19 protein-coding genes are annotated in these 24,696 nt (G+C 54.5%); 17 read left to right on the top strand and 2 right to left on the bottom strand.

The window, feature by feature from the left end; genetic code table 11:
• Positions 1-1,259 precede the first annotated feature (1,259 nt).
• Positions 1,260-3,263 (top strand): replication initiator protein RctB domain-containing protein, encoded by a 2,004-nt coding sequence (locus tag KDD30_RS23665; RefSeq protein ID WP_211651009.1) that lies wholly within the window; start codon positions 1,260-1,262, stop codon positions 3,261-3,263.
• A gap of 284 nt (positions 3,264-3,547) precedes the next feature.
• Here the strand turns inward: KDD30_RS23665 and KDD30_RS23670 are convergent, their stop codons facing one another.
• Positions 3,548-4,237, bottom strand: coding sequence for a DUF1566 domain-containing protein (locus KDD30_RS23670; RefSeq protein ID WP_211651010.1), 690 nt, complete (start codon positions 4,235-4,237; stop codon positions 3,548-3,550).
• 14 nt (positions 4,238-4,251) lie between these two features.
• The gene (locus tag KDD30_RS23675) at positions 4,252-7,263 is read right to left on the bottom strand and encodes a DUF1566 domain-containing protein (protein WP_211651012.1); all 3,012 of its coding nucleotides are present in this window, start codon (positions 7,261-7,263) and stop codon (positions 4,252-4,254) included.
• 212 nt (positions 7,264-7,475) lie between these two features.
• Here KDD30_RS23675 and KDD30_RS23680 point away from each other — a divergent pair, with 212 nt between their 5' ends.
• The 16 genes from KDD30_RS23680 (at position 7,476) to KDD30_RS23755 (ending at position 24,693) form a co-directional block, all read left to right on the top strand.
• Positions 7,476-7,676 (top strand): Flp family type IVb pilin, encoded by a 201-nt coding sequence (locus tag KDD30_RS23680; protein WP_249199455.1) that lies wholly within the window; start codon positions 7,476-7,478, stop codon positions 7,674-7,676.
• On the top strand, positions 7,669-8,103 hold the full coding sequence (locus KDD30_RS23685; RefSeq protein WP_211651018.1) for a prepilin peptidase: 435 nt from the start codon (positions 7,669-7,671) through the stop codon (positions 8,101-8,103). Before KDD30_RS23680 ends, KDD30_RS23685 begins: the two co-directional genes overlap by 8 nt.
• A 45-nt stretch (positions 8,104-8,148) precedes the next feature.
• Positions 8,149-9,066, top strand: coding sequence for a Flp pilus assembly protein CpaB (gene cpaB, locus KDD30_RS23690; protein ID WP_211651019.1), 918 nt, complete (start codon positions 8,149-8,151; stop codon positions 9,064-9,066).
• Between the two features lie 12 nt (positions 9,067-9,078).
• Complete coding sequence (locus KDD30_RS23695; RefSeq protein WP_211651021.1) at positions 9,079-10,467, top strand: type II and III secretion system protein family protein; 1,389 nt, start codon at positions 9,079-9,081, stop codon at positions 10,465-10,467.
• 11 nt (positions 10,468-10,478) lie between these two features.
• The gene (locus KDD30_RS23700; protein WP_211651029.1) at positions 10,479-11,054 is read left to right on the top strand and encodes a hypothetical protein; all 576 of its coding nucleotides are present in this window, start codon (positions 10,479-10,481) and stop codon (positions 11,052-11,054) included.
• Positions 11,055-11,057: 3 nt separating this feature from the next.
• Positions 11,058-12,197, top strand: a complete 1,140-nt coding sequence (locus tag KDD30_RS23705; protein WP_211651037.1) for a P-loop NTPase — start codon at positions 11,058-11,060, stop codon at positions 12,195-12,197.
• Positions 12,197-13,519, top strand: coding sequence for a CpaF family protein (locus KDD30_RS23710; protein ID WP_211651956.1), 1,323 nt, complete (start codon positions 12,197-12,199; stop codon positions 13,517-13,519). The genes KDD30_RS23705 and KDD30_RS23710 overlap by 1 nt, the downstream gene beginning before the upstream one ends.
• Complete coding sequence (locus KDD30_RS23715; protein ID WP_249199388.1) at positions 13,512-14,432, top strand: type II secretion system F family protein; 921 nt, start codon at positions 13,512-13,514, stop codon at positions 14,430-14,432. Before KDD30_RS23710 ends, KDD30_RS23715 begins: the two co-directional genes overlap by 8 nt.
• A 4-nt stretch (positions 14,433-14,436) precedes the next feature.
• Positions 14,437-15,342 (top strand): type II secretion system F family protein, encoded by a 906-nt coding sequence (locus KDD30_RS23720; RefSeq protein WP_305800650.1) that lies wholly within the window; start codon positions 14,437-14,439, stop codon positions 15,340-15,342.
• 16 nt (positions 15,343-15,358) lie between these two features.
• Positions 15,359-16,189, top strand: coding sequence for a tetratricopeptide repeat protein (locus KDD30_RS23725; RefSeq protein ID WP_305800651.1), 831 nt, complete (start codon positions 15,359-15,361; stop codon positions 16,187-16,189).
• Positions 16,186-16,659: a TadE/TadG family type IV pilus assembly protein gene (locus KDD30_RS23730; RefSeq protein WP_211651039.1), complete on the top strand. Its 474-nt coding sequence runs from the start codon at positions 16,186-16,188 to the stop codon at positions 16,657-16,659. The genes KDD30_RS23725 and KDD30_RS23730 overlap by 4 nt, the downstream gene beginning before the upstream one ends.
• Positions 16,656-17,183: a hypothetical protein gene (locus KDD30_RS23735; protein WP_211651041.1), complete on the top strand. Its 528-nt coding sequence runs from the start codon at positions 16,656-16,658 to the stop codon at positions 17,181-17,183. The genes KDD30_RS23730 and KDD30_RS23735 overlap by 4 nt, the downstream gene beginning before the upstream one ends.
• Entirely contained in the window at positions 17,180-18,508 is a 1,329-nt protein-coding gene (locus tag KDD30_RS23740; RefSeq protein WP_211651043.1) for a pilus assembly protein FlpL, read from the top strand. The genes KDD30_RS23735 and KDD30_RS23740 overlap by 4 nt, the downstream gene beginning before the upstream one ends.
• 1,070 nt (positions 18,509-19,578) lie before the next feature.
• Entirely contained in the window at positions 19,579-20,655 is a 1,077-nt protein-coding gene (locus tag KDD30_RS23745) for an efflux RND transporter periplasmic adaptor subunit (RefSeq protein ID WP_211651045.1), read from the top strand.
• Positions 20,655-23,783: an efflux RND transporter permease subunit gene (locus KDD30_RS23750; RefSeq protein WP_211651047.1), complete on the top strand. Its 3,129-nt coding sequence runs from the start codon at positions 20,655-20,657 to the stop codon at positions 23,781-23,783. Before KDD30_RS23745 ends, KDD30_RS23750 begins: the two co-directional genes overlap by 1 nt.
• Before the next feature lie 151 nt (positions 23,784-23,934).
• A complete protein-coding gene (locus KDD30_RS23755) occupies positions 23,935-24,693 on the top strand; it encodes a hypothetical protein (RefSeq protein WP_211651056.1) in 759 nt (252 codons plus the stop codon).
• Positions 24,694-24,696: the final 3 nt, after the last annotated feature.

The raw sequence follows: 24,696 nt of genomic DNA on the forward strand, positions 1-24,696 counted from the left end.
TAAATGTTTTAAAACAACAAAAAGCTGAACGTATAACGTGACAAAGTCCTCAAGTAAAAATTATGTCAATTCTTATTAAAGCCGTTCAGGCGAACAAAAACATCACATTTTCACCGTCTCTCAGGGCGTATCTTACTCTTGGGATTACCTCAGATTTAAAATGTCACAGTGTCACAAATTTACAATGTAAAACTAGCGTACCCTGAAATCATACGGGAAGCCTGATCATCTGTGGCTAAAATACGAGCCTTGTCATTTCAACTTGAAAAAGGCTTTCCATCCGTGAGCGCAACGGGTGAATGTCATGAACAATATGCTGGCGGTCAAAAAACAAACCTACGGGAAGGGCAGGAAGTCTAACTCAACACTCAGTCCCCTTGATCATCTTTCTGAGCGTACAGACGATTTACGAAACGATGATCAAGGTCATTTCTGTTATATTCCTCAACAGAATTCCAGACACTTTGCACACTCAAAGATCGGATCAATGATCAAGTAGCGATCGACAAAGTCTGGATCCTTTGACTCATCCCGGAAGCATTAAGATACACCGCGAAATTACGGTAGATGCCCGATATACTTGAAACCAAGCCTTGAAGGCTCCGCACAACGGGACAATGAAGACACTGATTCGTTCATTCGGTGCAGGTTGAAATGACATTCTGATTCACTTGATCATTTTTCCATTACCGGACACATGTAAAAGCGGCCTGGCTTTACGGTCATTGTCATTTTGAAAACGGTGAAAATATCATCATCCTACTCAAGCTGAATCACTGCGTCGCTGAAATCCAGTCAAAAACGCATCCACTTGATCATCGTTCTGAGCTTCACACCCAAACAATTGGCCTGAAATCAGTCGATTTTTCATATTCACAATCTCATCACAGCAGAATCAGATGTATAACCCTGTGGATAAGCTGTAAAAACACGTTGATCATCTTTCAGACGCATGAATGATCATGCTTTCAACGTTACAATGATCATTATTCCGGGCAAATGATGATCATCGTTACAAGGATCGAATGATCAACGTTCCGACATGGCATTGATCATCTTTCCGGATCCGACATTTTTTTACTGTCTTAAAATCATCAACTTACGCGTTTTTTTCGCTTCAGATCATAAGATCACATTATCAATTAGATCTTTAAAATCAAAAAGATCATGATTAAGAGCCAATCATAAAAAAAGCTTTCTTTCTTGGAATATTTTTATTATTCTTTCCGGAAAGATGATGAATTTACGGCTAGTGGCAAATGAACCCCCAAGTAACTCGTGATGAGAAGTATGACGAAAAGATCCTGATCTCTGCACCGCGATCCCACAAGGATGGGCACTTATTTGCCATTCCTTCGGCACTGATCGACTGGATGCCACAATATCAGCATTTTAAAGGTGTCACCCGTAGCATTATCGAGTTACTGAATCTGATCTCACTTCGCGGACTTTCCAGCCAGGATGGTATGGTCTCTACCACTGAACTGGTGGAAGCCACTGAAGGTCAACTGACCCGTGCAGCCATTCAGCAACGTTTACGCGCTGCCGTAAGTATCGGTCTTTTTATTCAGCAACCGGTCCGGTTTGAAGAAGGACTGGCTGGAAAGACCATGCTGCATCATTTTATCAATCCAGCCTTGCTGATTTCTCAGTTGGGCACATCCAGCCTGCATTCGGATCAGAGCAAAGAGAAAGAAAAACAGAAACGCTCAAAAGCCTTGGCACAGAATGTCGTGAATAAACGTCTGCTGACCGAGCATGGGCTAGGCACGCCGCCGATGATGCCGGATGAAGCCGATCAAATTGTTGTCTCACCCACCAGCTGGGCCGGGATTATTGATCAGGCATTAGCGCCGCCCCGGACCAAGAAAAATTACCAGAAATCCATGGTCGCAATTTCAGGGACACGGGCCATCATCGAAACCCGTTCTTCCAAGTCGATCATGACCGTTGACGACATGATGACCCTGTTTGCGTTGTTTACACTGACGGTCCAGTATCATGATCATCATTTGCCGGAGTATGAGCTTCAGTCACGGCATATGAGCAACAAAACGCCGATTTATATTACAGATATTCTGGCACTGCGCGGAAAGAAAGACAGCGGGCCAGCCCGTGATTCGATCCGTGAAAGTATTGATCGGATTGAATTTACCGATTTCCAGCTGCATGAACTGACGGGACGCTGGCTGAGCGAGAATATGCCGGAAGGATTCAAAAGTGATCGTTTCCGCTTCCTGGCCAGAACGATTACCGCGTCTGAAGAAGCACCTCAGGAAGGGGAAGACGGCGAAATCCGGATCAAACCGAATCTGTACATTCTGGTCTGGGAACCTTCTTTTTTTGAAGAATTGCTTACCCGGGATTATTTCTTCTTGTTTCCACCGGAGATCCTGCGTCAGCATACGTTGATCTTCCAGTTGTATACCTTTTTCAGAAGCCGTATGACGCGTCGGGGACATGACAGCATGCTGCTCAGTGAACTGAACCAGAAACTGGCCAGAAACATCGAATGGCGGCGTTTTTCGACGGATTTGATCCGCGAGCTGAAAAAACTGGCAGAAGGCAAGGTCACCGAGTCTCTGTTTGCGGTTAATTTGTGGGGGTATCACCTGACGATCAGTCCGGCGGAAGGCAAGGCGTCCCGATATCCGGATTACACCATTGAAATCAAATGTGATGCGGAAGAAGTGATCCGTTTCTCTCGTGCCAAGATGCACAATGAAGGGAAACGTTCGCTGGCGCCCACCATGCCGAATCCGCTTCGCAATGAAATTCTGCCGCGTCAGGAACTGGAACAGCTGTCAGAGATCATTGATGGCGAATTTGAACCGATTCAGCGCAAAGAAGGGCGTCCGAAAGGTCGGTTGGGGCGTCGCGTGAAGCTTAGAAAGCATCTGGTTGAGATTAACGCCGACGAGCTGACCATCGTCCTGTCGAAATATACCTCTCAGGAGGCGCTGCAACGCAGTATCACGGCACTTTCTGCCATGTCCGGTCATGCGGTCAGCGTGATCACAGAAGAGTGTCAGGGTTATCTGGATAAGCTGGACTGGCTTCGGGTGGGCAGTGACGTCGTCCCTTATGAAACGCTCAGTAAAACCGTGGAGCTGTTTAACAGCCAGCATGATGAACGGCATTTGTCGATTGAGCGGCTGATTTCCGGCCTCGCAGTTCGGCGGAAGGTGTGCAAGTTAGTCCATGAAGGCCATATGAATGAGCAGGTGCTGGCGGCGTTGGATGATATTGCGAACGGAACTTAGGAAGCAAAATCAAAGTTTTCCGTTCTGTCAGGGGGTTTTGACAATTCGATGACATAAGGCACGGAAAAATAGCCAAAATAAACCTTGATATAACCTTTGTCCCTTTCGATGAGAAAGGTAACCCCTGGCATGGATGGCGGGCCGGTTATCTTGTGAGTCTCTCGAAAATGCAATATGTGAGTTTATTGCGAGCCTGTCCCGGCTCGCATTTTTTTTGCCTTTTTTTGTGTTATGCAATGTTGCGCATAATAATTGCGTTGCTCAGGGCTGAGATCTGACCAGCCTCAGAAATCCCCCCAGATATTGTGGTTCTGATAGTTCGCATGGCCGTTATGATTCGGATAAAGGTCATTGACCAGATTGAAGTTGTAGTTGCTGAAACTGATCACAGCATATTGCTCATCATCACCCCAGCTGTCGCTGACGAAGTATAGCGATGTGTAGTTGACCAGCGTCTCTTTTGCCTGACTTGTGACGTCATCCGGCTGATTTTGCCAGTCTTCTGACAGCGTCTTCAGGTGTTTCAGCTCAGTCAGTGTCTTTTTCGGATAACCAAACGCAGTGTAAAGGGCAGGGGAGCAGTCCGGATTCATCATGCTCATCAGCTCATTGATATCCGGGGCACGCCAGGCATGTTGTTTCTCTCCCAAGCGCTCATTTTCCTGGCCGATCAGGATGGCCTGATTCGCCATAGCACCCGTCGGACTGCCACTGTCGCGCACAATGGTTGCATCGCCGATGCAGCTCTGCTGATCCGCGCTGAGCGCTTGTCCCACAGGGCAAAATTGCCACTGCAGGCCGGTTTGACGGTCGTGGATCACTTTCAGATCTCCGCTGGCTGTGGGGAGGATCTGGGTTTCAAAGCGTTCCTGATCTTCCTCATAGCCCTGAGTACAGACCCGCTGCAGGTTATCGCTCGCCTGGGCGGTCCACACGGCTGGCAGGCTGAGCATTATGAGGGCTGCTTTTTTCATGGTTCTGTCCTTTTTCATGGTGCCTGAAATCCGTCACTGACCAGCATGATCAGATGCGGTTCCTGATTCGCCGTCATGTTGTTACTTCTCTGGGCAAGCATTCTGACGGTCCGGGTCATTGATTTTTCTGCCAGCGGGTGATGATCCGCCGTCCAGAAACTCCGGTAAATGGATTCGTAGTGGGTTTTCCCTTGATCATCTTTCCAGTTAAAGTAAGTGGTTTTGAGACCATTGTTATTTGGGAAGTAGTTGGTATCCAGCGCAATAGCCTGATCACCCTGCAGGTTCATCAAGCCATACAGCTCTGCCTGTGTGGGGAGTCGCCAGTTATCCAGTCCGCACAATTTGCTGGCATTGACCCAGGCCTGCTGATTGGCAGCCGTACACTGTGAACGTTCAGAAACCAGCTTCCCTGAATCCGGGTTAAAGCAGGTGCCGTTGAAAGGTACCGCATGCGCTGCACCATCCATGGCAAAGTAATATAAGTCATCTTGCAGGGTCGGGTTTTCCAGATCCGTGGCGGATTTGGTTTCCCAGATTAAACCTGTGTTGGCATCTGCCACGCAGCTGAACTTCAACTGCTTCCACGCCAGATCCTGTCGGGGCAGGCGCTCTCCCTGAGCATCCAGTTTGAGGTATCGGGCACCCAGTTCCCCATCCCGGTTGCTGTTGAAGGCTAACCCGCTGACTGGATCACACTGGTTTTGCGTGTCCCGGCCGCGGGTACTGTCATCTCCCAGAATACCTTTGGTGATCCGAGTGTCATTGAGTACGGTTTTACCCGGCGTGTAATGGATCACTGCACTCAGGCTTCCACTTGGCGTTCCAATGCGGATCTGGTAAGTCTGCCATTTCTCCAGTCCGCGAATCGTTGCACGGGTTTGTGTGGTCTGTGCTTTGTGGCTGGCGGTATCAACCGTGCTGAAATTGGTGATATCCCATGCCAGTGTGTATTCGCTGACATAATCCTGCGCAGGCCAATCCAGCGTCAGCCAATGTTTGCCGGTTTGCGGATCCACGCCCTGACCCACCAGCGCAATCCCGGTGACCTGATCGTAACTCACCTGACCGCTGCTCTGGCAGATGGGGGCCAGATGGCTGTTGGGATAAACCTGAACCCAGCGTCCTGGTGGTGGCTGATTGTGGAAATAGGCCGCATCCGGCACCGAGTCTCCGAGCAAGCCCGTGGCTGCTTTGATGATGTGAGAAACATTCCGATCCGGGTATTGAATCAACAGATCAGCCAGCCCTGAGTTATCCCCAATCTGAGACTGCAGAATATTCAGTGCCGGGATCAGGTTATTGTTCGACACAATGCTGTACTCGGCCTGCATGTTGATGTTCACCAGCTTGAGCAAATCCTGATAAAAACCCGCATTTTCAATCAGATCAATCGTTTCTCCGAAGAGTGACTGCCTGGCTTGCATGGCGGTGAAAGCTGCCAGCAGCTCGGTCTGCTGGCGGGGGAATCCGGCCATCAGCTCATCAATTGCTGCGATACTCAATGGTTTCCAATCGATAAAGGCACCATAGCTGGCCAGCGTGACTTTTTTCAGCAGCACTTCCTGAGCCGTGGAGATGTATCCGACATCCGTCCGGCTGTATTCATGGTGATCCAGAATGCCGTCTTTGTTGCTATCGCGAGCCAGCAGTTCACAGAAGGGTCCGAGCACAGAGCGGAGCTCGACATTGGAAGTCTGATCGACGATTTGAAGCGTGAGCAAATCCTGAACATTGTCGTCTGTGGTGATGCCCTCCCAGGATTCACCGACATGGCCGGGTGCACACTGAGTGATAGCCCCGGCAGTATCGTTGAGCCGGAGTGTGGCTCTGTATGTTTGCCGGCCACTGACATCGAGCCGCTTGCTGTGTCGTCCTTCGCTGTCTTCCAGCGTCAGCGGGATCACACGGTGCGGTCGTTCGGGCTTGTAGTAGTACTCGCCCCGGGTATCGTCATTGGGTTTCGCTCCAATGAGTACGCTGATCCCTGCATGTTGCAGCTCGGCCGGGAAGTGGCCGCTCAGGGTCAGTGCGTATTCCGGATAAAAAGATTCCTGCCAGCGATATTCTCCGCTCAGAGTATTCAGTTTTGTTCCTTTCTCCAGGGCTGCATTGAGCTGGGATTCGACGGTTTCTCCCAGTGAGATGTTTCGTTTGTCAGCCAGCTTCAGGTAGAGCTCGGTGACCGTCATCGATGGGGAAGTGACTTTATCGCGGACCAGTTGTGTGACGAGCTGTGACTGAGTCAGCCCCAGTAATGGCAGTGCCGCAGAGGCGCTGTCCGCTGGTTTTGCCTGTGTTTCAGCCAGAAGCTGAGAGAGATCGCGCACCAGCGCCTGATTCAGGGTGACATCCGATGCCATCTGAATTTTGGCGGCTGTTTTTTCAGACGCTGTGAGTGCCGTTTTTCCCGTCAACTGCCGGGCGACGGCATCAAATGCCAGGGGAGCCGGAGACAGTGCGAGCGGCAGCAACTCCAGATCGTCAATCAGCTGATTGCGATCGCCGTCCAGCAGCAAGATCTGGTCGATTGTCGGCAGCGACTGACTGAATACCTGCTGGCGGTCATCCTTGTCCGTCGCGGTCAGGGTCAGTGGATTCTGCCGCTGCCATTGTCTTAACGTCAGGTCGAACTGATATGCACCGTTCTCGGTTGTTTTGGCATAAAGTACAGATTTTCCATCACTGATCTGAACTTGATACTGCTGCCCGCGGTCGCCAAGGACGACACCAGACAGGGTCATCGCAGTGATTGGATCCGGCTCAGGATTTGGCGCCGGATCAGGGGTGGGATCCGGCGTTGGATCCGGGGTGGGTGGTGTCACCGGGTCGGGCGTCGGATCCGGCGTCTGGCCGGTGTTGGGGTGCGACGGCGTGCCGTTGCCCGGATCGGGCTGATGGGTCGAAGGGGTGCCTGAATTGGTGTCATTATTCCCTCGGACGGGTTCCACGTTACAGCCACTGAGTCCGGCGAGCAGGGCTGCACTGATGCATACCTTGAGTGCATATTTATTCTGAATGTTCACTTCACTGTTTTTCCTTTTCTGGGCCGCTCATCGCCAGCTCGCAATGATTTGATACTGAAGTTTCAGCTTGATGTGTCATGAGTGACTCGGTTTAATCCTTGATTTATGGTTATTTAGCGTTTTTTTGCAGGTTTGCCGCAGATACTATTGAAACTGATGTTGAGAATCAATATCATTCGCGTCAGTTTTTTTATCCATTGATGGAGTGAATGATGAATGTGTTCTCAGCCCAAATGATCCAGCGTTACCTGAAAGACGAAACTGGCGCGACTGCCATTGAATACGGCATTCTGGCTGCGGGTCTGGCCGCAGGGATTCTGGCGATTTTTGGTTCGGATGGTGTGTTTGTCACGGCCCTGAAAGCCAAGTTTGAAACGATCATCAAAGATCTGAATATCAGTGAAAATGGCTGATACCGGTGTCGCTGTCGCTCAGGGACTGGCCGCTCTGATGTTTTCCTGGCTGGTGGTCACCGATGTCACCGAGCGACGCATTCCCAATCTGGCCATTGGGGTCTTGTTGATCATTGCGGCCATCCTGGTGCCGTTCAGCGGCACGCAAGTCTTGATCTCTCTGACTTGTCTGCTGGCGGGACTGGCGGCCTATGCCAAAGGATGGCTCGGGGCCGGCGACAGTAAGTTACTGGCCGTCTGTTTGTACGCTGCGCAGGATCACTGGCTGACCTGCCTGCTGATGACCGCCATGTTTGGTGGTGGACTGAGTCTGATATATCTGGCGCGGAATCGCTGGTTTCCGGTATGGAAGCCAGCGGATCCGGCAGCGTGCACCGTGCCTTACGGGGTGGCGATTACGCTGGGCGCATTGATGTCGACCCCTTGATCATCTTTCCGTGACGGGCTGACTGAATCCCTGAGAGTTCCAATCATGAAAAAATTATTGTTATTTGTCATCGCGACGGGTTCGCTGTTGACGGCCCTTGCTTTTGTCTGGCTTCAGGACGGCAGGTCTGATGAAGCGGTGCAGCAAGCGGCTTCGTCTGTCAATGAACCGGTTGCTTCTGAACCGACACGCAACCGGGCCCGGATTCTGGTGGCGGCGCGTCCGTTACAGGCAGGCGCACTGTTGAGAACCGAAGATCTCCGCTGGGCTGATTTACCGGCCTCGGATGAAGGCAATCTGCCCGGCCTGTTCCTGCAGGGTTTTATTCAGCCGGAAAAGCTCTCGGGTAGTCTGATGACCCGAACGGTGCAATCCGGTCAGATCCTTTCGGCAGAAGATGTGATCCGCCCGGAGCAGAGTCATTACCTGTCTGCCATGATGGCACCCGGTACGCGTGCCGTTACGCTGGCACTGACACCGGAAGCGGTCAGCCATGGCCTGTTACGTCCGGGCAACCGGGTGGATGTGATTCTCACCAGTCTGAATGAGAATGCCAGCAAGCTGGTTGAGGGCGAAACGGTGTCCGGCCTGTCTGCGGAGCAAGTGTTGTCGGACATCAAATTGCTGGCGATTGAAGCGCAGCTGATCGATTTGGGCCAGCGTGGTGCTGCTGCAACGGCGCAATCGGGCTTTGATCTGGTCAATGTGACTTTTGAGCTGTTGCCGGAAGAAGCCGCCACACTCTTGCTGGCCAATAAACTCGGTGATTTGTCGCTGGTTCTGCGGGGGCGTCGTCCGTCTCTGGCGTATGAGGAATCCGTCGCGCAGAAGGTTGTCTGGGCCGAACAGGTGTCTCAGAACCATAACCCGAAAGCAATTCCCACCCATGGCGTTCGCATTGCCTACGGCAAATCGGACGATGCCAACAAAAATCAGGACAAATCGTCCGGCTCATCCAACTAAGGTTTTCCTGACATGCGTGTTTTCTTTTTGATGCTTTTTGTTGTCCTGGCCGCTCAGGCGCAGGCAGCGCAATCTATTGTTCTGACACCGGATCAGTCCCGCCTGTTGCGGTTTGACCAGCCGGTGAAAGATGTCTTTATTGCCAACGGTGAGGTGGCCAAATTACACAGCCCGTCTGAGCAGCACTTGCTGGTCTATGGGATGGCCGTCGGGAAAACCGACCTGGTCATCACGGGTCATCAGGGCCGGACACTGGGCCATTATGAAGTGCGGGTGGTGGCTGATCTGACGCCATTGGAGCAGTCAGCCAAACGGGCTTTTCCGGAGACACCACTCACGTTCGAATCTACGGCGAACGCCATTATTGTGTCGGGTGATGTTGCCAGTGCGCAGCAGGCCCACGATATTCTGTCGATGGCCTCGGGCTTTGCCAGAGGGTTGTTCTCGGATGACGAGATGCAAAATCAGCAGAACCGGGAGCGTTCCACCAATGAACGTCCTGAAGATGCAGTACCCGGCGGGGGCGGCGCGCAGTATCCCCATGTGGTTAACCGGCTTCGACTTGCCGGTTCTGAGCAAATCAATATTTCTGTGCGAATCATTGAAATGGAGCGTTCAACCAGTGAGCAACTGGGTGTGCGTTGGAGCGCCATCGGGAAATATCTGCAACTGGGCGTTTCACCCGGCAATCTGTATCCCACACCTGCCGACAACAGCATTCTCGACAAAGATACGGTGCAGATTGACGCCATTATTGATGCGCTGGTTCAGAACAACCTGGTCACAGTCCTGGCCGAGCCCAATCTGACGGCGAAATCCGGTGAAGCGGCGACCTTCATGTCTGGGGGCGAGTTCCCTTTCCCTGTGGGCAATGGTGACGATGGCCCGGAAATTGAGTTTAAGAACTTCGGTATCTCACTGGGCCTGACGCCGACCCTGCTCAGTAACAAACGTATCAGCCTGACGGTGTCGCCGGAAGTCTCGACGCTCAGCCGCGAAAACAGTGTGTCTATCGGTGGCGTGGTCGTCCCCGGCATAGAAACCCGCCGGACCACCACCACGGTTGAACTGGCTGATGGGCAGAGCTTCGCGCTGGCCGGACTGGTGCGCAGCTACCGTAATCAGAATGTTGAAGCCCTGCCGTTCTTAGGGGAGATCCCGATCCTTGCACCGTTTTTCAGCAGCACCTCTTATGAAGAAGGGGAGAGTGAGCTGGTGATTATTGCCACCGCCCGTTTGGTCGAACCCACCAGCAATCCGCTGGAGCTGGCCACACCGCTGGATTATTTCCGTCCGCCAAGCCGGTTTGAGCGGCTGTTTTTCAGTGACTTTGGTGAGCTCAGCCCGCCGGACAATACGCAGCAGACCACACTTTTTGGCCAGTATGGCTACAGCTACTGAGGGCGGAGACCATGATGAAACTGAAAACAAACTTGTTTGCCCTGCCATGCGTGGCAGTGGCGCTGACTGGCTGTGTTGATCGCCTCGATCACTGGGAGACTGCAGATCCGTACGCTGCTGATTATCAGGAATCCGTCCAATACCGGGTGGAGGCGGCACAGGTCCAGCCTTCTTTAATGGCAGTGGTGCGTCCGCTGGCCGAGCGACTGGAAGACGGTGTGCTCAAGGTCAGTATTTCCGGCCCGGCTCCAGCGCTCAATTTGCAGCTGTTGTCCGCACAATTGCGCGAACAGCTGGCGATGCCTGCGGTGGTCAATGTGATTCCCGCCACGCAAACCGATTACCGGGTTGATCTGGCCGTCTCTCTGATGCCGAACACCTGCCGTTACCAGCAGGGGCCGATAGCTGTCTCAGTGAATGTCTGTCTGCAACGGCGGAATCAGTATCGCGCCATGACCACCACAGCTCACTGGCATCAGGGGGCTGCCTATGAAGTCACGTCAAGCGCACTGGATATTGGTGCCGTGCAGCGCCTTTATGACGACAAGATAAAACATGCCAGCAGCCTGAGCACCACAGGGGAATAAATCATGAGTGAGCAACAAACGATCGTCGTTTTCGCACAAGATGAAGCGACCCGAGACACCCTGACACAGATTGGCGCGCAGTTGCCTGATGTGGGGATCACCACAACACGGGGCGATTTGAAAGCCGCTCAGGCGCACTGCCTGAAACATGGCGCACCGGATATTCTGATTGTTGACGGCGGGGATTGCCGCCATTTGGATCAAGAATTATCCGAACTGGCACAGTGCTGTCCACCGACAATGAAACTGGTGGTGCTGGGGCAGCATCAGGATCTGAATCTGTATCGTCGCCTGATTCAGATGGGGGTCAGTGACTATCATGCCACGCCTGTGGATGCCGATGCATTGCGTCTGAGCCTGCTGGCATTACTGGCGCGTCCGGCGGCAGCACCGCTGCGCCGTGGCCGGGTGATTGCTGTGGTTGGCACGGGCGGTGGGGTCGGGACCAGTACTGTTGCGGCGAATCTGGCCTGGCTGCTGGCCCGTGAGCATCATCAGCAAGTGGCACTGTTCGATCTCAATACCTTCCACAGTGCGCATCCAATGCTGCTCGGGGCGGATTATGAGCCCTCTCAGCATTCTATTTTTACGGATGCGGAGCGGCTTGACGAAACCTTGCTCGGTCATGCGGCCCATCAGCTTGAAGACGGTCTGCATCTGTTTTATGCACAGAACGGCGATCTGGATACAACCCAGGGCCTGGATGTTGCGCGCAGTGTAGCCATGGTGGCCGGTCATTACAGTACTGTTGTCGTCGATCTTCCGGATTTACGCGACCCGGCTTACCGAACGCTGGCGGCGGAAGCGGATGTCTGCCTGATGCTGCACGATCACAGCCTGAGTGCACTGCGATTGCTGAACCTGTGGCAGCATCAGCCTGTCAGTGCGCATCAACGGCGTTTGCTGGTGGCGAATCAGTGCCGCAGTAAATCCAGTCGGGTTCCGGAAACCGAAATGGCAATGGCGGCCGGTATTCACTCGCTGATGCTGCTGCCTTTTGATGCCGCGGCTGTGATCAAGTCTGAACAGCAAGGCCAGGCGCTGGCTCAGGTGGGTGGCAAACTTGCCCGTCAGTTGCGGAAACTGACTCAGGCTGTGATGAATGGCAGTGCGTCGGCACCGGTGAAACGGAGCGCGGCATGATGTTTGGTAAGCAGAATCAGCCCGTTCTCGCACGGGAAGGGGAACTGCTGGCAATGTCTGAACAGGCCAGAGAAGCTTTTTACCAGCAGGTAGAGCCATCTGTCGCAGCGAAGTTGTCTCCGCAGGCCTTGTTCAGGCAGGTGAGTGATGCCTTACATACCATCGCCGCCCAGAAATTATTGCCTTATAACGCGACAGAACTGGCCCGTCTGACACAGCAGATGGTGGATGAAATGATCGGCATCGGTCCGATTCAGCCCTTGCTGGACGATCCGAGTGTGTCGGACATTCTGGTGAACGGGCCGCACAGTGTCTATGTCGAGCGCAACGGCAAGCTGGAGCGAACCCGGATCCGTTTCCATGACAAACAACATGTTCTGAACGTTGCGCAGCGAATTGTGAATGCGGTCGGACGGCGAGTGGATGAGTCTACGCCCATGGTCGATGCCCGACTGGCGGATGGCAGCCGGGTCAATGTGATTGCCCCGCCGCTGGCTTTGCACGGCACTACGATTTCGATCCGTAAATTCCCCGCAGGTCGTCTGACGCTGGATGCGCTGGTGAACCATCAGAGTCTGTCGCCGGAGATGGCCCGTTTTCTGGCACTGGCGGCCGAGGGACGGTTCAACATGCTGGTTTCCGGCGGAACAGGTTCGGGAAAAACCACGCTGCTCAATGCCTTGAGTCAGCATATCAGCGAAGACGAGCGGATCCTGACCATTGAAGATGCAGCAGAGCTGTCGCTGGATCAGCCCCACTGGGTCCCACTGGAAACCCGGAATGAGAGCGCAGAAGGCAAAGGAGAAGTGACGATCCGGCAGCTGGTCCGGAACGCGCTGAGGATGCGTCCGGATCGGATCATTCTCGGGGAAGTCCGGGGCTCTGAAGCGTTCGACATGCTGCAGGCGATGAACACCGGCCATGATGGATCCCTGTGTACGCTGCACGCCAATAATCCGCAGGATGCCATGATCCGTCTGTCGAACATGTTGCAGATGGGCGCAGAGAAACTGTCGGAATCCATTATTCAGTCCCAGATTGTCAGTGCGGTGGATCTGGTGGTTCAGCTCGAACGTATGCGGGATGGCAAACGCCGGATCACCGCAATCAGTGAAGTGGCCGATGTGCAGCAGGGCAGAATTCTGATGAAGCCTATTTTTCGATTCCGCTACCAGAAAGTGGATCGTACCGGAATCGAAGGTGTATTCGAACCCTGTGGGATTTCAGAAGCCCTACTGGAAAAAGCGGCTCAGGCTGGTCTGGATCAGGCCCTGCAGGTCTGCTGTCAGCCTTCCTCTGCAGTGGAGGTGACGGGTGAGTAATCCGGCATTGATGAGTGTACTGGTCATTTCAGTCTGGCTGATGGCAGTCGGATACGGGTGGCACAGGCAGCGTCAGCGGACCCACTGGCAGCAGCAGGCCCGGCGATACAGTCCTTATCGATTGAAAGCGGAGACATCGTCTGGTCGCAGCATGCCTGAATGGTATCTCACCATGGCGACAGTACTCGGTGCTAAACGAATGCAGTTCTGGCAGCGTGTGGTTCCGGCGGCGGTGATTGGGATGACAGTATTGCTGCTGGTGAATGGCATGAGCGCCGCGGTGGCGCTGGGCTTATCGCTGACGGTGACCGTGCTGGGCGTTTGGTTTGTTTATCATCAGCTTCAGCAGCAGGCACTGGATGCGTTCCGGGATCAATTGCCGGAGGTGATCGACGGCATGATCCGTGCGGTACGGGTGGGGGCACCGATGGCTGACACCTTTGCGGTGATTGCTGAGCAATATGCACAGGCCGATGATCAGCGGGCTGTGGTGTCGCGCCTGTTTGGTCAAATGCATGATGAGCTGTCGGTCGGACAGCCACTCACAGAGACGCTGTCTCGGGCAGCGGCACGAATGCCGGTGGCCGAGTTCCGGTTTCTGACCGTGGTCCTGAGCCTGCAGCAGGAAACCGGGGGCCGTCTGTCTGAAGTCCTTGCCCAGCTCGGTGCCACCTTGCGTGGCCGAAAAGAGCTGCAGGCCAGTGTGGCCAGCATTACTTCAGAATCGCGTAGTTCTGCCAAAGTACTGGCGGCATTACCTGTGTTGATTGTGCTGGTGCTGTTCAGTGCGGGCCGGGAGCATTTCGATTTTCTGATGGCAACAACGCAGGGTCAGATCGTGCTGGCATATGTGGTCGGCAGTGTGTTGTTTGGCTTGTTTCTTATCCGTCGTCTGACGCAAATCAAGGCTTAATGCGATGTCTACTTCTTTGATGACCACAAATCTGCTGTGGTTCGTGACTGCGATCTGGCTGTTTGCCGGGCTGGGCGGATGGCTCTGGTTGCAGCAACGCGAACAGGCGCGCTGGAAAAGTCAGCGAGAGCGCTATACACAGGGTTCGGGCGCAGTGCAGCCAACGGGCAGACAGCACTGGCTGGCTCAGATCGGACACCGCTATCCGGTGTCCGGGACGGAAAAACAGCGACTGCTGAAAATGCTGGCAGAAGCCGGGATTGATCCCGACGACAGCGTGGCCAAAGTCTGCGGTGCCAAACTGCTGGGCGGTCTGATGACAGTGGCGGTTGCTTTCGTCTGGCGCTGGCAGGGGGAGTTGACGGCGATGCTGCTGATGGCCGTGCTTTTTGCTTACGTGCTGGGCTCCAATGTGCCGGAATACTGGCTTCGCAACCGGGCGGCCCGGGTCAAAGCACAGCAGCGCCGGGCGGTTCCTGATGCAATTGACATGCTGGTGATTACGGTGGAAGCCGGGTTATCGCTTGACCGGGCACTGGAGCGGGTTGGACGTTATCTGCAAACCTCTGAACCCCGGCTGGCAGAGCAGTTTCTGCGGACCCATGCCGAAATTCAGGTCATGGGCGATCCGGCGCAGTGTATGAAAAAGCTGGCGTGGCGGACTGGGTTGCCGGAGCTGGAGCGACTGGCATCCACATTGGGTATGGCCCAGCGTTATGGCTCGCCACTGGCCGATACCATGCGGACGATCAGTCACGAAGCCCGTCAGATGCGCAAAATGGCACTGGAAGAACAGGCCGGAAAATTACCGGGCCGGATCACGCTGATTCAGATGGCTTTCATCATGCTGCCGCTGCTGGCGCTGATTATTGCTCCAACACTGAATCTGCTGATCGACAGCCTGAGTTAACCCAAGGAATTGAATCATGAACACACCTCAATCTGCCCGTTTGCTGATCCGAAACAGTCGGTATCTCTGGATTGCGCTGGCTGCGCTGGCGCTCAGTGCCTGCAGCAGTCATGCCGATAAAGTCGCAGCCAATATCCAGACGAATGCTCTGGTGGTGGCGCAGACGGCTTTTGATTCTCACCAGTACGCGAAAGCGGAAACCCTGTTTCGTCAGTTACTGGATCAGGCCGCAACAGCGGCGCAACCTCTCCCCGAGCAAGCACTGCTGATGCTGGCCCGCAGTCAGTTCCAGCAGGATAAAAAGCAGGCTGCGCGCAATACCCTGCAGCAATTGCTGGATATGCGTGGGTCAAAGGCGGCGGAAGCCGCGGATTATCTGGGGAAATTCAGTCTTGATGACGGCAAAACCGATCAGGCTCAGGCGGCTTACCGGCAGGGATTGGCGCTGGACGGGCTGACGGGGGCTGAAGAAGCCCGGCTTCTGAACGGACTGGGCGTGTCTTTACTGAATCAGAACAGCTACGCGCAAGGCCGCGAAGCATTTGAACGCGCAGTGGTACTGGCACCGGATGAAGCGTCCTATCGGTCAAATCTGGCGCTGGGGTGGCTGATGGACGGACAGATCACAAAGGCCCGGACTGTGTTTGCACCTTTGCTGCATTACCAGCAATTACCTCCCCGCGTTGAAATGAATTATGCCTTGCTGCTGCTGGCGGAAGGGCAGCAGCAACAGGCGCGGCTGATTTTGTCGCGCTACCTGTCGCCAACGCAGGTGGATCATGACATTCGCCAGTTGGCGGATCGACTGGCGACAATCCGTCAGCGTGCAGCCGGTCAATCCTCATGAGGCAGCCGTTTCGCCGCAGACAGGGGGGCGTCGTCAGCTTGGAAATGGCGTTTCTGCTCCCTGTCTTTATCGGATTGCTGCTGTTGTTTGTCGATGTGGTCCGGGTGCACTGGCAGTACAGCACGCTGGAGCATGCGATGCGACAGGTGCTTCGTGAACATATGATCAGCAGTGTTCAGGGGAATCTGCCCAGCGCCGCAGAACTCAAGCAGGACATTTCCGGAAAACTGGTCGGCTCGCCTGCACTCAGTCTGTCGGTGACCCGCTATGGATCGCTGGCCGAGATGCTGGCGGCTGACGACGGACTTGAGCCGGGAGAATCAGTGCCGCTTGCACCCTCTGATCCCGTACTCAAAGTGACCGCCAGGCTCAAACCAGCCATGACAATCTATCCGCTCTTTTTTACCGGGGCCCGGACGCTGGAATACCAAACCACACTGATGATGCTGTCAGACAGGATGCCAGAATGAAAAGACAGAATTCGAAACGCATCTGCCTGAATGCGGCGGGGAAGCAGCGCGGCGCAGCCAGTGTCGAGGCCGTCTTTATTTTTGGCTTTCTGGTGCTCTTTATTCTGGCGTGTTCCGATTTGCTCAGCCTGCTGCGCTTACAACAACGGCTCGATAATCTGGCTTATAACCTGACTCAAATGGCCACGATGACCACCTTCACGCCAAATTCAGATGCCGACAGCCCCTTTTCCTACTACGGCCGTTATACCCGGCAGCAACTGAAAGCCATGACCGCAGAGAACATGCCAGACAGTCAGTACGGGATGTCGATGCAATGGCGCAATCTGGCGACTGACGAGGCAGTTGAATTGATCGCATCTGGCAATTGTGAGGCATACAGCGACTGGCCAGCTTTGAGCCGGGGGATCTTTATCCGGGTGTCGGTTTGTCTGTCACCGGGAGAAATCAGGACAGGCAGTTGGGTGAGTGAGTGGGTGCTCGGGAAAACCCTGCGTGCCGGATACGTACAGGAAATTCAATGAAAGCTTCATTTTTTCGTCAGCAGGGGGCATTTTCTCCCGGCTTTATTCTGATGTTGATTGGGGTCGTGACTTTTGTCGTGACCACCAGCAGCATCATCCGGGCTTATCAGGATCATGATCGGCTCAGTGGTGTGGCCGACATCGCGCTGCTGTCGGCTTCCGACAGTGATACACCCGCGAATGATGTCAGTGCCTTACTCAAAGCCAATCGCCTGCAGGCCAACGCGCAGATTCAGGCTGGCGAAGCGGGGGCCAGTTTACGGCTCACGAGTCAGAGTCAGGACATTCCGATAGGCGTGAAAGCATCGACTCGCCAGGTGCAAAGCTCGGTTGAGATTGCCGTCGTGATTGATATTTCAGAGTCCATGCGCGGAGAGCCGCTGAATCAGGTGAAGAAGGGGCTGGAAGACTTTGCCGAAGTGCTTTACGCCAAAGAACGGCGGAATAACAACCGGGTTATCAGCCTGGTGCCCGCCAGTGGTTATGTGAATATTGGCTCTCATCCGACGTTTTTTGAACCGGCCAGTCTGTTGCCACCATTCAGTTTGCAGACCTTATTTTCGGAAAAGAACTGGGGCAACTTTTTACACCCGTCTGTACCTGGCCGGAGTCGGGATGCATTTTGTGCGTTTCTCCCGGAAGACGTCGGCGATATCGCAAAATCGGCTCAGGTGACTTCCCGCTGGATCCGGTCACTCGAATCCGCACCGGGGCGTGGGCAGTCGATCTGGCTGCAATTTGCCACCCAGCGGCCGCCTTTATCAAATTATGCCGATGGTACGCCGTTAAAAGCCGCTTATCCGTCAGATAATCCGGCCGATCGCTATCGGGAAGATGCATTGGCATCGCTGGGGTTGTTCGACTCTGCTGATTGCGGCGTCAGCCCAATCCTGGCGATGGCCCGGACTCAGAACGAATATCAGCAGGGGATCGCGCAGCTCTATCCGGGGTTGAATACCAATACAGCCGAAGGGGTCCTTTGGGCGTGGCGTTTATTGTCACCGCAATGGCGCGGATTATGGCGAACAGAGCTGGCGGATTTACCGCGGGATTATGAGGCTCCGAATACTGTGAAAGTGATGGTATTGCTTTCTGACGGTGAGCATAAAGTTAATCCAGCCGTTCGGGATAAAAAACAGGTCGCTTTGTGTCGTGAAATGAAAAAGCAGGGCATTCAGGTCTTCAGTATCGGTTATGGCAACAATGCGCAGATTGTTCGTCAGTGTGCCGGTCCGGATGGATACTACGCCGCCAATGAGCGAAATATCCGAACGGTGTTCAGTGTGATTGCCAACACCATCAACGACATTACGTTGGTGAAATAACCTCCCTGCCCCCGGTTTACACTGTAAACCGGGAACGCTCCCCCACATCTTTTCTGTCATTTGCCTCCACATTGACAACACGTCAAAAAATCGCCGCTGGCTATACTTATGATCGAGCATGCTGTGAGCACGGTATTTTCCCTTCCCTGGCAAGGGGAGGGTCAGGGTGGGGTTCGAGAAGCGCGCAAGGACTTGGCATGTGTGCACATGAACCCCCGCCGAGCCTCCCCCTTGAAAAGGGGGGAGGAACAGATCGAGTCTGCTGCGAGCACGGTATTTTCCCTCCCCTTGGCAAGGGGAGGGCCAGGGTGGGGTTCGAGAAGCGCGCATGGATTTGGCATGTGTGCACATGAATCCCCGCCGAGCCTCCCCCTTGAAAAGGGAGGAGGAACAGCTCGAGCATGCTGTGAGCACGGTATTTTCCCTCCCCTTGGCAAGGGGAGGGCCAGGGTGGGGTTCGAACAGCGCGCATGGACTTGGCATGTGTGCACATGAACCCCCGCCGAGCCTCCCCCCTTGAAAAGGGGGAGGAATTGCTCGAGTCTGTTGCGAGCACGGTATTTTCCCTCCCCTTGGCAAGGGGAGGGCCAGGGTGGGGTTCGAACAGCGCGCATGGATTTGGCATGTGTGCACATGAATCCCCGCCGAGCCTCCCCCTTGAAAAGGGGGGGAGGAACAGATCGAGTCTGCTGCGAGCACGGTATTTTCCCTCCCCTTGGCAAGGGGAGGGCCAGGGTGGGGTTCGAACAGCGCGCATGGACTTGGCATGTGTGCACATGAATCCCCGCCGAGCCTCCCCCTTGAAAAGGGGGAGGAACAGATCGAGTCTGCTGCGAGCACGGTATTTTCCCTCCCCTTGGCAAGGGGAGGGCCAGGGTGGGGTTCGAGAAGCGCGCATGGATTTGGCATGTGTGCACATGAATCCCCGCCGAGCCTCCCCCCTTGAAAAGGGGGAGGAATTGCCCGAGTTCGTTGCGAGCAGTGACTTGAATCCAAAAAATCGCCCCCAGTGATTTCAGGTGGCTGGGATACAGACCTTTCTGGTTTTGTCTTCGTACAGGAGCACAAGGATGAAAGTCACCCTGATCGTCGGTTCGCTGATCTTGCTGGCACTGGCATTTGGCATTGGTTACACCGAATATCAGCAACGCGCACAATCGCTGGCGAAACCCGCTCGTCCTGTCCCGAATGTGATTGTTCAGCCGGTGGTACGGCAGGAAGTTGCACGGTTGGTTGAAGCCTTGGGTACGGTCAAATCCCGGGAATCTGTCCAGATCACCGCCAAAGTGACGGAAAAAGTTGATCGGGTGCATTTTGAGGATGGCCAGCAAGTCAACGCCGGTGCCTTACTGGTGACACTGACATCAGGTGAACAGCAGGCCAAAGTTCGTGCAGCGCAGGCAAACCTGAGTGAGCAGCAGCGGGAATATCGCCGGATTGAAGGGCTGGTGCGGAAGAATACGGTCGCCCGCTCGGAACTGGACAAGCTCAGAACCGGGATTGAAGTGGCCCGGGCGATTCTGGCGCAGAATCAGGCCGAACTGGAAGCGCGGACCCTTGTCGCGCCTTTTGCCGGTCTGCTCGGATTTCGTCAGATCAGTCAGGGGGCGCTGGTCACACCGGGCATGGTGGTGACTACGCTGGATGCACTGGATACCGTCAAACTGGATTTCTCGGTGCCGGAACGGTTTCTGGGTCAAATCCAGTCCGGAGCCCGGGTGAATGGCCGGGTGGCGGCATTTCCGGATCTGGTGTTCAGCGGCAAAGTCACCGGACTCAACAGCCGGGTGGATCCACAAACCCGAGCGGTTGAAGTACGGGCGCGGGTGGAAAACCCGCAACTGTTGCTGCGGCCCGGTATGCTGATGACGCTGACATTGACACTGGAAGCCCGCTCTGGGCTGGTGGTGCCGGAAGAGGCCATCATCCCACGGCAGACGAAGCACTTTCTGATGGTGGTGAATGGCGAGAATGTCGTCGAGCAGCGGCCTGTTCAGCTGGGATTCCGCAGCCGGGGTGAAGTGGAAATTCTCAGCGGGGTGCAGGAAGGTGAGCAAGTGATTACCCGCGGCATGGATAAAGTGCGGCCGGGTCAGACGGTGACGACCCAACCCACGGAGCATTTTACCCATCGGGAGGCGGGCTGATGTTTCTGACGGATCTTGCGGTTCGCCGCCCTGTGTTTGGTTCGGTGATCAGCTTGCTGCTGATCACTTTTGGTCTGGTTGCGTACGATCGGCTGCCATTGCGTGAATATCCGGATATCGACCCGCCCATTGTGACTATCTCGACGAACTATCGCGGGGCATCTGCAGCGATCGTGGAAAGCCGGATCACCCAGATTGTTGAAGACCGGGTATCCGGTATTGAAGGGATCCGCAATATCAGTTCTACCAGCAGCGATGGCCGTTCGGATGTCACACTGGAGTTTGGCATCGGACGGGATATCGACGCAGCCGCCAATGATGTCCGCGACCGGATCTCGGGCATTCTCAATAACCTACCGGATGAAGCCGACCCCCCGGAAGTGCAGAAAGCCGAAGGGAATTCTGAAGTCATTATGTGGCTCAATCTGGTCTCTGACCGATTGGATACGCTGGCGCTGACCGATTACGCCAACCGTTATCTGGTGGATCGCTTTTCGGTGCTGGACGGCGTGGCCGCCGTGCGGATAGGCGGTGGGAAAGAATATGCGATGCGGATCTGGATTGACCGACAAAAGCTGGCGTCTCGCAGGCTGACGGTGGCCGATGTTGAACAGGCGCTGCGGGCGGATAACGTTGAGCTCCCCGCAGGCTCCATCGAGTCGGAGAACCGGCAGTTTTCAATTCGCACCCAGCGCAGCTTTCTGGCGCCGGAAGACTTTTCCCGGCTGGTCATTGGCGTCGGGGAAGACGGTTATCTGATCCGGCTGGCCGATGTCGCAGCGGTTGAACTGGCGGCGGAAGAAGAAAAAATCATGTTCCGTGGCAATACGCAGGACATGATTGGGCTGGGGATCAACCGGCAATCCACGGCCAATACGCTGGCCGTTGCCCGCTCGGTGAACGCGCTGGTGGCGCAGATCAACCCAACGCTGCCGGAAGGCATGGAAATTAAAGAATCCTATGATTCCTCGGTGTTCATTCAGGCATCGATCGATGAAGTCTATAAAACCCTGTTTATCGCGCTGTTGCTGGTCATCCTGACGATTTATCTGTTTCTCGGCAGTGTCCGGGCCATGCTGATCCCGGCGCTGACCGTGCCGGTATCGCTGATCGGGACCTTTATCATTCTGTATGCGCTGGGCTACACCATCAATTTACTGACCTTACTGGCGCTGATTCTGGCGATCGGGATTGTTGTCGATGATGCCATTGTCATGCTGGAGAATATCCACCGCCGGATTGAGCTGGGGGAATCCCCGCTGAAGGCGGCATTTCTTGGTGCGCGGCAGGTGGGGTTTGCCATTGTGGCGACCACAGTGGTGCTGATTTCCGTGTTCCTGCCGATCGGTTTTCTTGAAGGCGATCTCGGCAAGTTGTTCCGGGAATTCTCGGTGGCCATGAGTACCGCCGTGCTGCTGTCTTCGCTGGTCGCGCTGACGCTCACGCCGATGATGGGCTCAAAAATCATGCAGCCGGTCGAAAGCGAGCCCTGGCTGGTGCGTCAGGTCAGCACGGTGCTGGACCGTCTCACCGGGTTTTATCGCCGGTCGCTGGCGAATTGGTTACGTCGGCCTTATCTCATTGTGGGCATGCTGGTGGTGATGCTGTGCGGCAGTGTCTGGCTGGCCAACCGGATTCCGACCGAATTTGCCCCACGTGAAGATCGCGGCGCAATGTTCATTCTGATCAACGGCCCGCAGGGGGCCAGTTATGAATATATGCAGCCGTATATGAATGAAATCGAACACCGGCTGATGCCGATGGTTGAAGCGGGCGAAATCATGCGGTTGCTGGTCCGTGCGCCGCGAGGCTGGGGACAACTGGAAGATTTCTCCAATGGGTTTGCCATTGTGGTGCTGGAGGACTGGGCGCAGCGACGCAATGCGTTTGTGATCATCCGGGATATTCAGCAACGGCTGCGTGATCTGGCTGGCGTCACGGCGTTTGCGGTGATGCGCCAGCCGTTTGGCCGCGGGGTGAATAAACCGGTGCAGTTTGTGGTGGGTGGCGGCACCTATGAACAGCTGGCTCAGTGGCGCGATATTCTGATGGAGCAGGCAGCACAAAATCCGGGTTTGGAAGGCTTGGATCATGATTACAAAGAAACCAAACCGTTACTGGGCGTAAATATCAATATCGAGCGGGCGGGTGATTTAGGGGTTTCGGTCACCGAGATTGGCCAGACCCTGGAATCTATGCTGGGTTCAAGAGTAGTGACCCGGTATGAATGGCGCGGAGAAGAATATGATGTGCTGATCGAAGGTCAGCCGGCACGCCAGAATACACCGCAGGATCTCAGCAATCTGTATGTGCGCTCCAGCCACAACGGCGAGCTGATCCCATTGTCGAATCTGGTCTCAGTCACCGAATACGCCGACGCCCCCACGCTGAATCGCTTTAACCGGATCCGGGCCGTCACCATCGAGGCGAATCTTGCCGATAATTATACTTTGGGAGAAGCACTGACCTACCTGAACGGTTTGGTACAGCAATATTTACCTGCTGATGCCGTGGTGAACTACAAAGGGCCGTCGCAGGATTTTCAAACCGCCAGCCATTCGATTCTTTTTGTTTTTGCGCTGGCCTTAGCGGTGGTGTTTCTGGTGCTGGCGGCGCAGTTTGAGAGCTACATTCACCCACTGGTGATTATGCTGACGGTCCCGCTGGCCACTTTTGGTGCCTTGCTGGGCCTGTACTTTACCGGGCAGACGCTCAACATCTATTCGCAAATCGGCATCATTATGCTGGTGGGTCTGGCGGCGAAAAACGGGATTCTGATTGTCGAATTTGCCAATCAGCTGCGGGATCAGGGCACGGCCTATCAGGATGCCGTGATCGATGCAGCCTGTGCCCGCCTGCGTCCGATTCTGATGACGGCGATTACCACCGCGGCTGGCGCTGTGCCCTTAATTCTGGCAACCGGTGCTGGTGCTGAAACCCGGCTGGTGATCGGGATTGTGGTCTTGTGCGGCATCACGGTCGCCACCTGTTTTACCTTGCTGGTGATCCCAGTGGTTTATCATTTGCTTGCCCGCCATACCAACAGTCCGGAGTTTGTCACCCGCCAGTTGGAGAAAGAACTGGCCGAAGACAACACGGTATTGCTGAAGAAAAAGCGGCTGGGGTAAGGTTGAATGGCCATCCGCCGGATAGGCATCCAACTGAATTTTATGAATATCTCTGACTGAATCCGATTTAATCTTTGGGCATGAATGCCGCCATGCAATTGGATGTATGAAGGTGTTTTTTTTCCTGAAAGCACCGCCTTGGAGAGAATTCGTGAAAATCAATCAGAATCTATTGGTGTTGATTGGGGGACTGAGTGTTTTATATGGCATTGATGTCTTATTGGGCGACAAACTGAGATTATCCCATGTCATTCACGAACCACCGCCTCAGGTCAGTGCAACGCCATTGTCCCGGAATGATTTTCAGATTGTGCAGCAACCGGAAAGTGATGCGGAGTATGCTGACCGGCTGAGAAAAGTTGATCGTGCTTTTGAGACTTATCATCTGGATCGGGATCGCCCCTATTTGTATGTTGGGGAAATGAAATCTGTGAAGCAGAGTTCAACACAGATGGGCAATCATGTGATGACGGTTTCCTGGCCCACGACACCTTCTTCTTATGCTGTGGTTTATCAGGCTGCAAAAGACAGCGCGTTTGCCGGAGATTATGTCTATGTCGATCAAAGTTCAGGTCACACCAAAGTGTATCGGCTTCCGGAATCGGATGTCAGGCTGATGTCGGATCTGCCGAATTTGCAAGCCAGGATTCAATCTCAAAATATCAGGGCAGGTGACGACAAGGAGCGCCAATGGATTCAGATCTTTGCTGAGCGTCTGGTGGCCAGAAATATATGCCCGAGCATTCGTTCTGCAGCCCGGTATGAAGGGTGGAATATCACTGTATTCTGCGGGGATGGCATGGCATATAAAATGAGCTTGCAGGACATTCAGGCGGATGCGCCAATCCAGACCCGAATCGTTCACGAGTATGCACAGTTCAATCGTCCTGCCGGGGTTTCAACTCAATAAAGC

The organism is Photobacterium sp. GJ3, from assembly GCF_018199995.1.
In the GTDB taxonomy this organism is placed as follows: Bacteria; Pseudomonadota; Gammaproteobacteria; order Enterobacterales; family Vibrionaceae; genus Photobacterium.